This is a genomic window from Pseudoalteromonas sp. DL-6 (genome assembly GCF_004328665.1).
Classification (GTDB): Bacteria; Pseudomonadota; Gammaproteobacteria; order Enterobacterales; family Alteromonadaceae; genus Pseudoalteromonas.
On sequence record NZ_CP019770.1, the window covers coordinates 2,582,031 to 2,595,736 of the forward strand.

The following is a 13,706-nucleotide window of genomic DNA, read 5'->3' on the forward strand; positions in this document are numbered from 1 at the left end:
AATCACCGGCTTTTTCTCCTAAATTGAACTAACAAAAAACGCCCCTCGATTGTTTAAGTATTAGCCAAAGCACTGTATTTCAGGCGTACTTTCCCCAGGAAGAATAAGAGGCTTGCAGCCCTAGTCTGTAGCACTGAAGTATTTAACCACCATCTCCTGACACTGCATGAACCTTTCTGCGAAGTGGATTCAATAATATTTGAAGAGCTTCACTATCACCAACGTTGCCGAGGCTTACTTCTGCGCTAATAACTTCATGGGTATCAACATCAATCGCAAGATGCATTGCATGCCAACGATATATCGACAATCTGTCGTTATTGATGTGGTGATTACCGAGCAAGCGGTCAATGCGTTTGATACTTTGTTTAAGCGCCACTTTGCCAGAGATATTACGACCTAGTTGGGTCAAAGATAATTATTCACCTTCCAGTAATAATTTACTGGTAAATATAAGATAATTAAGACATTTTTTGTTGATGAAAGAACATTGATAGCTAAGATATTCATCTTATATCGTAATGTCACGCATTATGCTGTTTTAGTTTGTTTTTGGCGAAACTGATTAGATCAAACAGCAGCATGCGTGTCTACTAATTAATTGTAAAAGGAATTATCTGGTGATTCCCTAGTCAGCGACTACTTCCATCGCGAGTTAATATATATTGCAGCGCTGGGTAACTTGCAGGGAGTACTATTTTTGACGGTCTTTCAAATGTATTGGGATAGCATAATATTCGCCCCAAGTTTTTAATGACATTAATATTGGTCTTAGTGTTTCACCAATATCTGTCAGGCTGTACTCTACTTTGGGGGGGACTTCGGCATAGACCTCTCTGTGAATTAATCCGCTTGCCTCCAGTTCTCTCAACTGCTTAGTTAACATACGTTGTGTTACATTACCAACTTGTCGTTGTAACTCGTTAAATCGTAACGTTCCGTCGAGTAAATGATAGAGGATCATTCCTTTCCATTTACCACCAAATAGCTCCAAAGACGCTTCCACTGGGCATCCTATACTTGAGTAACAATCGAAACGAGGCTCTTTCATAGTATCCTTTTAGTACCTATATGACAAATTTGTACGTACTTGTTTTTTTAGATTGTAGTTTTATTATAGATGCTACAGCGTTTTTAACATAAATGAAATTAAAGGAGGCATTTTTATGTCTATCGCAACAAAAAAAATGAAAGCTATTGGTTTTACTCAGTCTTTGCCAGTTTCAGATCCTCATAGTTTACATGTATTTGATGCTGATTATCCCAAGTCCGCTTCAAATGATGTAATTGTTAAAATTAGCGCGGTATCGATAAATCCAGCCGATGCTAAAATTCGCATTCGCGCAGCGAAAAACACAACTTTAGATATACCAAGAATTGCCGGTTATGACGCTGTTGGTACGATTGTGGGGCTAGGAGATGAGGTGAAAAACTTCGCGCTGGGTGATCGCGTTTATTATGCAGGGGATGTGAGTCGTCAAGGCTCAAATGCAGAATATCAGGTGGTTGATTCACGAATTATTGCCCTAGCACCGAACAGCTTAACCGATGCAGAAGCAGCAGCGTTGCCTCTTACAGCTCTAACTGGCTGGGAAGCTCTTTTTGATCGTTTACATATAAACCACACCACTAAAGGAAAATCATTATTAATAATCGGCGGAGCCGGAGGTGTGGGCTCTATCACCACACAGATTGCTAAGCAGTTGACAAACCTCACTGTTATTACAACTGCATCCCGCCCTAAAACCATTGAATGGTCAAAAAAAATGGGGGCAGATTATGTCGCTAATCATCACGATTTAGTCCCCTCCGTTAAGGCTCTTGGTTTTGAGACTGTTGATTATATTTTCAATACAGCAGATACCGTCGGACATTGGGATGCCATGGCCGAGCTGATAGCACCACAAGGAATGATCTGCTCTATTGTTGAGTTTGATGGTGGTGTTGACTTGAGTAAGCTGCAAGGAAAATCCGCAGGTTTTGTCTGGGAACTGATGTTTACACGTTCTCTATTCAATACACCTGATATCGAAAAGCAAGGCGAAATTTTACAACAAGTTGCTAATCTAGTTGATGCTGGACGTATCCGGACAACATTGAATGAAACGCTAACCGGCTTCAATGCAGAGACTTTAAGAGCAGCCCACGAAAAAATAGAAAGCGGCACAGCTATCGGTAAAACATCAATTATTTTTTAACCCACATAATAAATCATCTAGGAGTGATTTATGAATATTGCAGATGTAGCTTTAACACGCTATTCCACTAAAGAGTTCGATAAAAATAGAAAAATATCTGAAAGTAACTTTAATGATTTAAAGACATTATTACGCTTTAGTCCTTCCAGTGTGAATTCACAACCATGGCACTTTGTAATTGCAGATACAGACGAGGGAAAACGCAAGATTGCTGAAGGAACACAAGGAATCTATAGCTTTAATGAAGGAAAAGTTTTAGATTCCTCGCACGTAGTACTTTTCTGTGCAAAAACGAATATTGATGAAGAGTATATGTACCATCTGTTAGATACAGAAGAAAAAGATGGTCGTTTCGAAGCAGACATTTCTTTTAAACAAGCTAACCATAGTGGCCGCAGTATGTTTGTCAATATGCATCGTTTTGAGTACAAGGATGCACAGCATTGGATGGAAAAACAAGTCTACCTGAATATGGGCACGCTATTGCTGGGAGCAAGCGCCATGGGTATTGACGCTGTTCCCATTGAAGGCTTAGAGCCAAAGGCACTTGACGAAGCACTCGGACTACGTCAGCGCGGTTATACCGCATTAGCAATTATTGCACTGGGTTACCGTAAAGATAGCGACTTCAATGCTAAGCTACCGAAATCTAGATTACCTGAAACTGAAATTTTTACTTTTCTTTAAGGATGGAATAAAACGAATGTCAGAAGTTAATGTTATTGCCACATTGCATGTTATAGAACATGCGAAGGCTGCAGTTAAAACTCATATGAAAAAACTTGTTGAACTCAGTCGCGCTGAGTCAGGCTGCTTGCGTTATGATTTTTATCAGATCAACGCAAAAGGAGTACCTGGTGTAGAAAATACAGGTGGAGACTTTGTAGTTATCGAAAGATGGAAAAATATTGGTGCATTAAACTCTCATGCTGAATCTGATCACTTTACTGCCTTTGCAGGCAGCTTTAATAAAGATGAGATGAATATTACTCTACAATTAATTGATGAAATCTAATACCCTCTTGTCTTTGAATCAATTAGTAATATATAAGTGTGTTAATAAGCTCCGGTTATATAACCGGAGCGAGGCTGGATCTCTAGCACACTGCTATTTAATACTTTTTTACAATTTAAGCCTCTCAGCTGAATACTTAAGAGCATAATTTAAGAGGTATTGAATTTATTCAATATTCATAGATAAGTATACTCATATATGGAAAGTTACTACCCCTGCTGAACTAATAAATACAGCTCTGATAACTTGACCAATACAAACAGAATCTTTCAGGGGGCTGTACTATTGAGTTATCTGTGAAATAAAGAGTTATCTGTGAAATAAAGAATTAACCGTAAATAAATGATAAATATAATTAATTTCCACACGCGATGGTAAGGTGAGCGTTCTAAACGCCTCAATTCGTTTTTATTATGAGGGATTAGGTATGAAATTATTAAGTCAATAAGACTAACTTAAAAAACATTTTATTCTAGTATACCTCGCTACTCCTAGGAGTCTAGATGCTCATATTGAGCTAACCTATAACTGGGATCAAAAAGTATTGAGTGGAGGGCGTAATTTTGATCAGAGCGGTATAATTTCGCGCGCACGATTTTCAATGAGATTATGAACTGGATCATTGAGGCACCCAGCTCTACCAATAATAAAGCGGGTGAACGTGATCCCGAAATGCATCAAACCAAGAATGGCATTTCGGCATGAAAGCCCATATCGGTGTTGATGCCTGAACCGGTCTGGCTCACAGTTTTACGACTACTGCCGCAAATGAACATGATCTCAACCAAGCTGAACACCTTCTTCACGTCGAGAATAGAGTATACCTTCGTAGACAGTGGTTAGTTTGTTGCAGAGAACCGTGAAGACTTGGGAATGTGAAAGCCAGCTGGCATGTTGCTGAAATACCCAGCAAGGTCAAAGAGCTTAAGAAGCATCCGCGAATCAACACAGTTCAGTTGAAAACTGAATACCTAAAGGTGCTGAGCATCCGTTCTAGATCATCAAATGTCAGCTAGGGATCACCAAGACATGCTACCAGGGATTGTAGAAAAATAATAACAAACTGGCCATGCTGTTCCCCTTAGCGCGTGTATTAAAGGCAAAACCGTCTGTATGCTGAGCTGAGAAACCGGCATACAGACGGTAAAAAAGATCAATAATGTGCAGATTACGCCACAAATACAACGAAGCTAGAGCATTTATCTCCTGCTCATACAACACACTGGCACCAGTTGCCGAGAGTGAAGTAGCGCTGTTGATTCAATAGGCATTCACTCTGCGACGCAGCATGTTGAGCTTATCAACCTGGCATCGAATATCACTGAAGAAACCTTCTTTTTCCATCGCCAGCGCTAACTCCCATTCTTTGGCCAGACCTTGGCAGTCCAAAAATGAATATCTCAGCTTCGTCTTTGAAATTCGCAGTCCCTTACTAAAGACTACGCGCTTTCCTCGTTGACCGTGAAAACTGTTGATGTACCACTCTATGCCAAAGCCATACTTAAAGTCTCTGATACGGACACCAAGCAGCCCCCAGTCTTTAAAGGGCTCATTCTCACGAACCTTGTAATGGGTAACCCAAAAGTTATCAACTTCAGCTCGTGCCAGCGCTTTTAGCCTGTCCGTTTCTTGCTGCAATAAATTTGATATTTCCGATTTCCATTGTTCATTGACGATTACTACCAAACCAATTTCCCCATCCAATTTACCCCAAAAGCCAAAACCACTATCCGTTTGGCTTTTGGATCGAAACGCCAAACGTAAAACTGCCGTCACAATCACTATTTGGCGTCTCGATATAAATCGACTCGCTCAATCCCATACCTAACAAGAGATACAGGCTGATTTCACACAAAAATGACTGAAAAGACGGATCGCCATGAAGATACAAACCATTTGGCGAGTTCAAGCCAGAATGCAAACGACATTTGGCGTCTCGATTTTTTTGACTAGGTCATCCGCCGCCAAACAGAGCCTATTCTCATACTTTTGCGAAAATGCAATAGGCAGATAGATGAAAGGATTTGTCACCTTTCTGCCCACCGCCAGTGCACCGAATCCTGATAATGGCATTTGAGTGAATCGCCAGAGCACTTGGACATGCCCAAGCGTGACCATCGCGGTTGATTGAAAACCGTTAGAGCACTTTGAGTGTACAGGAGATAAGTATGTTTGTACTAGGCGTAGATATTGGATACTCAAACCTGAAGTTGGCATTTGGCCAATCAGGCAATGAACCGAAAACCATTATTTTGCCTGCGGGTGCCGGTCCTGCGGATCGTATGCCGGAGCGTATCGGTGGAGGCGAAGATGAAACTTGTTTGTATGTATCTGTCGAAAATGAGCGTTGGGCCGCTGGTGTGCCTGCTGGACGCCTTCAAGGCTGGGAACGAGAGCTTCACCCGGAATATCCCACCACAAAAACCTATAAGGCGCTTTTTCATGCCGCCTTGTTAATGGCTGAAACTGAGTCCATCGATTTGGTTGTCACTGGATTACCGGTTTCCCAGTTTCATGAACCACAACGTAAATCTGACCTTGTGAAGCGTTTAAAAGGTATCCATCAAGTGACGCCTAAGCGCAGCATCACAGTTCATGATGTCAAAGTGCTGCCGCAGCCTGCCGGTGCCTATATGGATCTGGTTCAAACAGGTGGTGATTTGGGCTTGATTGAAGAAGGTCGCGTCGTCGTCATAGATCCAGGCTTCTTTTCTGTTGACTGGGTTGCCCTTGAGGCCGGAGAAATTCGCTACAGCTCATCAGGAACCAGTCTTCAGGCAATGTCCGTGCTACTGGAAACGATTGATAAGCTGATTTCAGAAGATCATGGTGCCAAAGTGGGTATGGATCGACTTGAAAAAGCCATGAGAACCGGCGACTTGCAGGTGCTGCTATTTGGAGAAAAAGTCGATATTTCACCTTATCTGAATGCTGCCATGAAAAAGGTAGCGCCTGTTGCTCTTACAGCCATGCGCCAATCCATGCGTGACGAAAGCATCAATGTGGACTTGGTATTGATCGCGGGAGGTGGAGCCTTGGCTTATAAGGAAGCGGCCAAGGAGATTTTTTCACGAAGCAAGATCATCGTGCCGGAACAGTCTGTTTTGGCGAACGTCCGAGGCTTCTGGTTTTATGGGGCCTGATTATGAGAGTTGTCGTCAACATTCCCCCAGGGAGCCACCCAGAACTTCTCAAAGAATTGGAAAAGACGCCACCACGGGAACGTGCTGAGCGTCTGCGGATGCTGGCCACCTTTGGATTAATTCACATGAGCCACCCCAATCTATCCACGACATCTGTACCGGTGGATGGCTATGCACCAGATGGTGAAGTTACTTCTATGAGTACAGCGCCAGAACCCAAAGCAGAATCACGTAAACAATCATTAAAATCAAAACTAGGGCTGGGCTTATAATATGGCGTTATCAGTTAGCTGGCTCGATGCCAGGTTAAATAAAGAAGCAAAAGAAACCGTAGTAAAAGCCGACCGAGATGGGCTAAGTGCTCGGGTATCGCCTAAGGGCAAAATTGTTTTTCAGTTTCGTTATCGTTTCGATAGCAAGCAACAGCGGGTAGACATAGGTACTTACCCACTTATGAAGCTTGCTGAAGCCAGGAATGAACTGGATAGGTTAAGGGCAGTACTTGATCAAGGCAGAAACCCCAAGCTCTACCTACAGCAAGAACGAGCCAAGTATTCTGCCAATCAAAGCTTCGAATCGATTTTTCGAGACTGGATAGACTCTGCTGGTAAGCAATGGCTAAAGGAGAAAACGTGGCACTACCAAAAACGCAGCAGTGAAATATATTTGCTACCCCGACTTGGCAAGTATCCATTAACTGACATTAATGAATTGTCCTTGCGAAACTGTCTTCGTGAAGTTTCGGCGTCATCCCCTTCAAACACAGAACGCCTAGTGTCTGTACTGCATAAGTTCTATGACTGGCTGATTGATGAACAAATCTTGGAAGTTAACGCTGCTGCTGGGATCACAGCAAAAAAAGTCGGCGGTAAGAAAGGCAAACGAACTCGGGTGCTAAATGATAACGAGATCAGGATACTTTGGCGCTATTTGCACGAGTCAAAAATCACTGAGAAGAACCGCATCTACATAAAACTGCTTCTGCTATTGGGCGGTCGCAAGGGTGAACTCATTCAAGCTGAAAAGCATCACTTTGATTTGCAATCTGCAATGTGGACAGTGCCCATAGAGATCCGCAAACAAGGTGAGAAAATTGGAGCGCCGATCATGCGGCCATTGATTAAACCAGCTATCGAGCTGATTGAACTTGCGATGCATATGAGTAAATCAACTTACCTATTTCCCGCGAACGGACAGGAAGAACTTGCCACAAATGGCTTTGATACCACTATCCCTAACAACGTAAAGATCTGGGCTCGCAGATCGCTTGGTGTTGAGATGGAACATTGGTCTATGCATGATCTTCGCAGAACGATGCGTACGCGAATGTCGGCCATCACGACGCAAGAAGTTGCAGAGTTGATGATTGGCCACAGCAAAAAAGGATTGGATGCTATCTACAACCAATATCAGTACCTGGATGAAATACGTCATGCTTACGACGTTTGGTATCAACAGCTAGAGACTATCATCGAGCCGACAGGCTTTCCATTCAATTGGTGTTTTGGACAATAAAATAAAAGAAAGAGGCTCAGTCCTCTTTCTTTTCATACTCTTCCAGATCTTCAATGTGCCACAGCTTGTTTCGTGTATATCGGTTGATGCGCGGTTGCGGCAAGCTGCCATCCTTTATTCTTCGCCAGAGCGTCGTATAACTAATATGGTAACGAGCCATCACTTCGTAAGACGTTAAAAAAGGGGTTACTTGGTGCGCTACTGCTGTCATCTGCATTCTCCTGAAAATCAATGTAAAGCTATCATCGCCTGATTCATCAATTGTTGATGGTCAGAAAGATGCATGATCTGTTCAGAAGATCAGCCTGTTGAAAACATTGGTATCACTATTCAGTTTACCAAATTTCCAGTTTACGGCGCAAAGCGCCGTAAAACCACGTGAAGTTAAACCATCTTTACGAAAACATCGATATGCACATGCACGCTCTGACTACTAGGAATTCAGCGTAGCGCAATGCTTCGTAAGTGTGTTTCGATGGCTTCAATCACTGACTTAGTAAGGGGTAAATGCGCTTTTTCTTTCGCCCATACCTCATGGAAGCCTGCTACAGTTTGCTTTGCGGTATCTAACACCAATTTTTCTGGCAACATGGCTTTAGCCGCTAAGTGTGATAGCTCATCCAGCGTGAAATCGATGAATTTCTTGCTACGGCTAACCTTCAGCGACGCACTATCATCTGGGATATAAGGAATGGTTGAAACAAAGTCATAAGCAGGTGCAATAGACGCTGTGCGCTTATCTTTGTAGATCACAGACCAATTCTTTAAATGCATATCGGCATTTCCAATTAGAGTATTGAACACCAATCGGCGAGTAAATTCTGCAATGTCTTCGTCTTTCCCTTCAATGCCGATAACCTGAGCAATATTCCGCATACTGGCTTTTTTGTATTTATCTTGAGGATAGATGCCAAACACTTGCGCAAAGTCCTCAATGTGCACGGCTTGACCATCTGCACGGTCAAAACGCTTGATAACAAACGCACTGTCACCAAATTTGCCAATGCCATTTGGGATATTAGCAATCCGATTAATAGGGAGTAGTTGCGTTTCTGGCACGTCCATTCCCAACATTCGAGCCAGTTCCATCATTGAATATTCATTTTCTGGCACAGCTTCAAATCGAGACGACGGCAATTTAACAATCCAAGAACCACCTTGACCGGTTGCTGGGATCGTCAAACCACCATTTGCCTGTTGTACGGCAGAAAACTTCAACTGCACTCCCGCCAATGAAAAACGCATTGGTCCATCCGTCTTCGTTTCATCTTCTATGTCTTGATGTACATTAGGTGGTAAGGCTTCACCATCCGCAGACTCAACCGTGATCGCGCCGGCCAGATCCCGCCCCAGAACCCACAATAGAAAAAACTCCCGCGCTGAATTAACACCGGCACGCTCTGCCAGGTAATTACGCATGGTTTCTTCTGGCAAAAGGTTAGAGAAAAACGGGGTTAACTTAGTTTGGGTCGGTTTGAAGCTAGCCAGCAGGCCACCTAGCGAATCTTTAAAGCCCAGTCCTAACACAGGACGCGATTCGTCATGAATGTACGAGTCCATAAAGGCAAAAAGCGTTCTGTCATTGCCCACGTTGGTGATCGTTGCAATGGGTTCACCATACAGCAAAACGTTGAGCGTAGAGACATGGTTAGTCATCGTAATCTTCCTCTAACTGATATGCGGGCAACATTGGCTCACCCTCGTCGCTGATGCCATTAATACCTTGACCACTTCGAATAATTGACTTGATGGCAGGTACAGATTTTTTTGGCGCAACAAATAACTCTAGGTCGAGTACACGGGCAAGAGCAATCAAACTGGATATTCTTAAATCAACACTGCCTGACTCGATTTTCGATATATGGCTTTGAGGCACACCCGAACGCGCGCTTAACTCTCTCTGGCTAAACCCCTTTCGTACCCGAGCTTCTCGAAGACTTTCTAGTATCTGCTCTGTTACATAGCTCATTTCGATAGGCCTTAATGCATCACTTAAGAATAATTATGCACAAAAACATATCACAGTAACTCAAAGAACACAAATTCGATTATCTACTACATATCAATAACCATGAACTGATACACAATTACATATAAGTAGATGGAGATTTTTGTCATCGACAAAAGAGAGATACTCTAGCTGATAATCGCGAACTGACACATCAAACTCCCTAAGTGCTTTTATCGCTCAGTCCTTATACAACAAGGGCTACAGAACAACTCGCGTCAAATAGCCGAAGGATAAGTGCAACAAAAAGGAAGTTTGTACACAGTCACAGGAAATTTTGTACACACAGGCCGAAAAACAAGTGCAAAATGATGGTGTAAACAGCAACTAAATTTGAAGGTAAGTCTGATATCTCAATTAGAAATAACCGTATTGGTTCGCTTCAAGCATATTCAAAAATAAATGCCAAAGCAAAAATCACACCAAGAATAAACCCATTCATTAAATTTTGTAATTTGGTACAGAAGAAAACATTTACCAAAAAAAGAGACTCTTTTTAACGGTAGTACTTTTTACGTAAAACCCAGTAACCACAAGGCCTACAGCCAGATTTGTGTCATGGAATGTTCGCCAATGGCCTCTAAAACGGAATTTGTACTCAAGTTTGTACACACTTTCCGAGGTTACGCTTGAACATAATTGAAAAGCAAAGAAACGAGAAAAAGACAAAAAGCCTTTAAATTCAGTACGTAGAGATGTGATTGTGGTGTGCAATGAAAGGTGGTTTTATGCGTTGAAAGGCTGGGCGGCATCAGGATGCGAGATGATCGCAAAGGTACGGCGTTTATTAATTTCGCTAAGGAGATTTTGGTCTGCCATTAAAAAGGTTCTTTTAGTTGATATACGGATGTATTTATATTTTAGTATGCTGAGCTTTTAAGGCTAAAAACAAGCCAACCTCGAAAGCTCAACATACCCCAACAAGAACCCAAATTAGCTCTTGTGACGCTATCCGTTAAGTTAATCGTAATTGAAGACTATTTTCGCTGATCTTGGCGCTATAAACAATCAATGGTTGGTTATTAACGGATCTTTTTTAACTTTGGTATTTTCAGCGATTATTAACAATAACGCTATAAATTGCCCACTAACTTAACACCAAGCTTGAGTAATAGTGCTGTAAATCATATTATTGTTCGATTACATGGAGGATTTGATGTTGGGTAATGAAAACCAGTAAGCTAAGTATTCGATTATTATGGTATATAACTCCACTGGTTATACTGCCGTTGTTATTTTTAGGCGGGTTCACGCTCACTAATGTAACCAACTCTACGCAAAAACAAGCTGACTTGATCATGAGTCGCTTTGTAGAGCAGCAACAACAAAAAGTATTCAACTATATTGATTCCTTTCATGCAACGGCCAAGTTACTCTCTGCCTCACCCGTGCTGAGTGACTTTTTAGCTAAAGATTTATTTGAAGACGCCAGCTATACGTATCGTCTTGGTGCACTAATGGACGTATTTGCTAGTTATAGTGAAGCCTACCCTGACATTATTAGCATAAATTTAGTCTCAAAAACCGGTGAAAGTGATGCCTATTACTCCAGTAATTTAACCGTAGCGCCCAAGTCATACCCATTTTTTGATCAAGTTATACAAAGTAATTTAAGCCAACAACAGTTTATGGTGCAAAAAGAAGATGGCACCACCAACTTATACTTTGTGCAACGCATATACAGTGTCGACTATTATCTAAAACGCCCACAGCAACTCGGTTTTATTGTGCTTAAGGTCGACCCTTCAATTTTAAACACCAGTATTTTAGAAGCGCCTTATAACAACACCTTAAATTTGTTACTGGCCAGTGATGGTAAAATTTTATTTAGCTCTGATTATAAAATGCGCGGCCACTATGTTAGTGAGTATGAACTAAATAAAATTAACGACTTAGCGGATATAGGTAGCTTATCAACCATTGAGCTTTCAAGTGTTGATAAAATAGAGCGACTGATTTTTGCAGCTCAAATGAGTGGCGGCTACTATTATGTGTCGACTATTCCTAAAGCGGTGTTATATCAATCGGGCAAAGCAATTAGTGTGATCACCGGGCTAATTGTAATTATTTCCGTGATCACCCTACCAATCTTAATTTTTATTGTGGTGCGTAATTTACTACTTAACCCAATAGAATTACTAGGTGAAGCAAGTCATCGTGTTGGTGATGGCGACCTCTCAGTCACACTGCCCGCTTATACTACGGATGAAGTAGGGATACTGTTTAACGACTTTAATCACATGATTAACCAAATTAAGCATTACCAACAGCAACTAGAAGAATATAAGCATCACTTAGAAGACAAAGTAGAGAGCCGTACTAAGGCACTTGAGTCGATGAACAGCAAGCTTGAAACCGCTATTGCCCAAGCAGAACAAGCAAACCAGCTTAAAAGCCGATTTTTAGCTAATATGAGCCATGAAATTCGCACACCGCTCACCGCCATTATGGGGTTTACAGAGCAACTACTGCATAGCGAAAAACCAACCAATGACAAACACCATTTAGGCACTATTTTACGTAACTCAAAGCACTTATTAGAGCTTATTAATAACATTCTTGATCTATCAAAAATTGAAGCCGAAAAGCTCGCGGTTGAACAAACGCCGTTAAATGTTGTGCAGCTTATCCATGATGTTGAATCAATTATTAAGCCTTTAGCACAAGAGAAACAGTTATTATTTAAAATTAATTATGCATTTCCGCTACCACATACCATAAATAGTGATATAACTCGTTTAAAACAAATACTCATTAATATTGCCAGTAACGCGGTTAAATTTACTGAGCAAGGCCAAGTTACAATAACCGCTAAATACCAAGCACCAAAAACACTTACCTTTGTTATAGAAGATACCGGTATTGGTATGTCTGCAAACCAAATAAGCCGATTATTTACGCCATTTGAACAGGCCGATGCTACTACCACACGTCGGTTTGGAGGTACGGGATTAGGGCTGTGTATTTCAAAGAATCTAGCTCAGTTACTCGGTGGTGATGTCAGCGTAACCAGTGAAGTGGGTGTGGGCAGTTGCTTTACTATCGATATAGACTGTCATTTGAGTAATGGCTTAGGTAATAACTTATTGTTAACCGAGCATTCCCAACTTACACCAGAAAAAGATCCGCAGCTGTCTTTTGCAACCAACAGCTTTGATGCGCATATTTTGGTCGCAGAAGATAACCCCGATAATCAGTTATTGATTAAATTACTATTACAAACATGGGGGTTAGAGCCCGATATAGCCAACAATGGTGCACAAGCCGTAGAAATGGCATTGGTGAACGACTATCAGCTTATAATCATGGATATGCAAATGCCGGTTATGGGCGGCTTAGAAGCAACTAAAATGCTTAGAGATGCCGCCTACGATGGCCCTATTATCGCCCTGACCGCGAATGTAATGAATCATGATATTGATACTTACCTTGAAGCAGGCTGTGATAAAGCGCTGGGTAAACCCATTGATAAAGACGCACTGGAAAATGTATTAGTTAGCTATTTACACCTTGAACGTGATAACCAAAACAAGTGGGATAGCTTATTAAAGAGTGAAAAGTTTCAGCAAATAAATGCTAATTATTTGGCAAGTTTACCTGATTATTTACAACAGATAAAAACCCTATATAACAGCCGGGACTGTGAGACATTACGCGCCCTTGCTCACAGTATTAAAGGCAGTGCTGGTTGTTTTAACTTTGATGACATTTACCATAGCGCCTCAGCCGTTGAACACAGCTTAAAAGGCAATGATATGCCACAAAGAGAAAAGTGCGTTGCAGAACTTATTGCCGCAATAGAGCAAGCCATTGCTAATAAGTAATCC

12 protein-coding genes and 1 pseudogene are annotated in these 13,706 nt (G+C 41.6%); 7 read left to right on the forward strand and 6 right to left on the reverse strand.

What is annotated here, in order from left to right; all coding sequences use genetic code 11:
• Positions 1 to 148 precede the first annotated feature (148 nt).
• Both B1F84_RS12080 and B1F84_RS12085 read right to left on the reverse strand, forming a co-directional pair.
• Positions 149 to 286, reverse strand: a pseudogene (locus B1F84_RS12080) (transposase); the annotation flags it as partial.
• Between the two features lie 408 nt (positions 287 to 694).
• The gene (locus tag B1F84_RS12085; protein ID WP_131691563.1) at positions 695 to 1,051 is read right to left on the reverse strand and encodes a helix-turn-helix domain-containing protein; all 357 of its coding nucleotides are present in this window, start codon (positions 1,049 to 1,051) and stop codon (positions 695 to 697) included.
• Positions 1,052 to 1,166: 115 nt separating this feature from the next.
• Between B1F84_RS12085 and B1F84_RS12090 the strand changes: the two genes are divergently transcribed.
• The 3 genes from B1F84_RS12090 to B1F84_RS12100 are packed head-to-tail and all read left to right on the forward strand — an operon-like array spanning position 1,167 to position 3,213.
• Positions 1,167 to 2,198, forward strand: a complete 1,032-nt coding sequence (locus tag B1F84_RS12090; protein WP_131691564.1) for a zinc-binding alcohol dehydrogenase family protein — start codon at positions 1,167 to 1,169, stop codon at positions 2,196 to 2,198.
• A gap of 30 nt (positions 2,199 to 2,228) precedes the next feature.
• Positions 2,229 to 2,885: an oxygen-insensitive NAD(P)H nitroreductase gene (nfsB, locus tag B1F84_RS12095; protein ID WP_131691565.1), complete on the forward strand. Its 657-nt coding sequence runs from the start codon at positions 2,229 to 2,231 to the stop codon at positions 2,883 to 2,885.
• 16 nt (positions 2,886 to 2,901) lie between these two features.
• Positions 2,902 to 3,213: a putative quinol monooxygenase gene (locus B1F84_RS12100; protein ID WP_165489687.1), complete on the forward strand. Its 312-nt coding sequence runs from the start codon at positions 2,902 to 2,904 to the stop codon at positions 3,211 to 3,213.
• A 1,260-nt stretch (positions 3,214 to 4,473) separates the two neighbouring features.
• On the opposite strand, the gene mobI is transcribed toward B1F84_RS12100, so the two are convergent.
• On the reverse strand, positions 4,474 to 4,917 hold the full coding sequence (mobI, locus tag B1F84_RS12110; RefSeq protein WP_131691567.1) for a conjugative transfer protein MobI(A/C): 444 nt from the start codon (positions 4,915 to 4,917) through the stop codon (positions 4,474 to 4,476).
• Positions 4,918 to 5,381: 464 nt separating this feature from the next.
• On the opposite strand from mobI, the gene B1F84_RS12115 reads away from it, so the two are divergent.
• The 3 genes from B1F84_RS12115 to B1F84_RS12125 all read left to right on the forward strand — a co-directional run bounded on the left by B1F84_RS12115 (position 5,382) and on the right by B1F84_RS12125 (position 7,871).
• Entirely contained in the window at positions 5,382 to 6,356 is a 975-nt protein-coding gene (locus B1F84_RS12115; RefSeq protein ID WP_131691568.1) for a ParM/StbA family protein, read from the forward strand.
• A 125-nt stretch (positions 6,357 to 6,481) separates the two neighbouring features.
• Positions 6,482 to 6,628 carry a hypothetical protein gene (locus B1F84_RS17960; protein WP_165489672.1) on the forward strand — a complete coding sequence of 49 codons (147 nt, stop codon included), beginning with the start codon at positions 6,482 to 6,484 and terminating at the stop codon, positions 6,626 to 6,628.
• 1 nt (position 6,629) lies between these two features.
• Positions 6,630 to 7,871, forward strand: a complete 1,242-nt coding sequence (locus tag B1F84_RS12125; protein ID WP_131691570.1) for an integrase family protein — start codon at positions 6,630 to 6,632, stop codon at positions 7,869 to 7,871.
• 16 nt (positions 7,872 to 7,887) lie between these two features.
• On the opposite strand, the gene B1F84_RS12130 is transcribed toward B1F84_RS12125, so the two are convergent.
• The 3 genes from B1F84_RS12130 to B1F84_RS12140 form a co-directional block, all read right to left on the reverse strand.
• Positions 7,888 to 8,082 carry a DNA-binding protein gene (locus B1F84_RS12130; protein WP_131691571.1) on the reverse strand — a complete coding sequence of 65 codons (195 nt, stop codon included), beginning with the start codon at positions 8,080 to 8,082 and terminating at the stop codon, positions 7,888 to 7,890.
• A 230-nt stretch (positions 8,083 to 8,312) separates the two neighbouring features.
• Positions 8,313 to 9,527, reverse strand: a complete 1,215-nt coding sequence (locus B1F84_RS12135; protein ID WP_131691572.1) for a HipA domain-containing protein — start codon at positions 9,525 to 9,527, stop codon at positions 8,313 to 8,315.
• Complete coding sequence (locus B1F84_RS12140) at positions 9,520 to 9,840, reverse strand: helix-turn-helix transcriptional regulator (protein WP_131691573.1); 321 nt, start codon at positions 9,838 to 9,840, stop codon at positions 9,520 to 9,522. The genes B1F84_RS12135 and B1F84_RS12140 overlap by 8 nt, the downstream gene beginning before the upstream one ends.
• A gap of 1,205 nt (positions 9,841 to 11,045) precedes the next feature.
• On the opposite strand from B1F84_RS12140, the gene B1F84_RS12150 reads away from it, so the two are divergent.
• Positions 11,046 to 13,703 (forward strand): sensor histidine kinase, encoded by a 2,658-nt coding sequence (locus B1F84_RS12150; protein ID WP_076918346.1) that lies wholly within the window; start codon positions 11,046 to 11,048, stop codon positions 13,701 to 13,703.
• Positions 13,704 to 13,706 lie beyond the last annotated feature (3 nt).

Bases quoted from the DNA above. Each gene is read 5' to 3' on its own strand.
- B1F84_RS12085 (WP_131691563.1), bottom strand. From the start codon at position 1,051: ATGAAAGAGCCTCGTTTCGATTGTTACTCAAGTATAGGATGCCCAGTG.
- B1F84_RS12090 (WP_131691564.1), top strand. From the start codon at position 1,167: ATGTCTATCGCAACAAAAAAAATGAAAGCTATTGGTTTTACTCAGTCT.
- nfsB (WP_131691565.1), top strand. From the start codon at position 2,229: ATGAATATTGCAGATGTAGCTTTAACACGCTATTCCACTAAAGAGTTC.
- B1F84_RS12100 (WP_165489687.1), top strand. From the start codon at position 2,902: ATGTCAGAAGTTAATGTTATTGCCACATTGCATGTTATAGAACATGCG.
- B1F84_RS12115 (WP_131691568.1), top strand. From the start codon at position 5,382: ATGTTTGTACTAGGCGTAGATATTGGATACTCAAACCTGAAGTTGGCA.
- B1F84_RS17960 (WP_165489672.1), top strand. From the start codon at position 6,482: ATGAGCCACCCCAATCTATCCACGACATCTGTACCGGTGGATGGCTAT.
- B1F84_RS12125 (WP_131691570.1), top strand. From the start codon at position 6,630: ATGGCGTTATCAGTTAGCTGGCTCGATGCCAGGTTAAATAAAGAAGCA.
- B1F84_RS12130 (WP_131691571.1), bottom strand. From the start codon at position 8,082: ATGACAGCAGTAGCGCACCAAGTAACCCCTTTTTTAACGTCTTACGAA.
- B1F84_RS12135 (WP_131691572.1), bottom strand. From the start codon at position 9,527: ATGACTAACCATGTCTCTACGCTCAACGTTTTGCTGTATGGTGAACCC.
- B1F84_RS12140 (WP_131691573.1), bottom strand. From the start codon at position 9,840: ATGAGCTATGTAACAGAGCAGATACTAGAAAGTCTTCGAGAAGCTCGG.
- B1F84_RS12150 (WP_076918346.1), top strand. From the start codon at position 11,046: ATGAAAACCAGTAAGCTAAGTATTCGATTATTATGGTATATAACTCCA.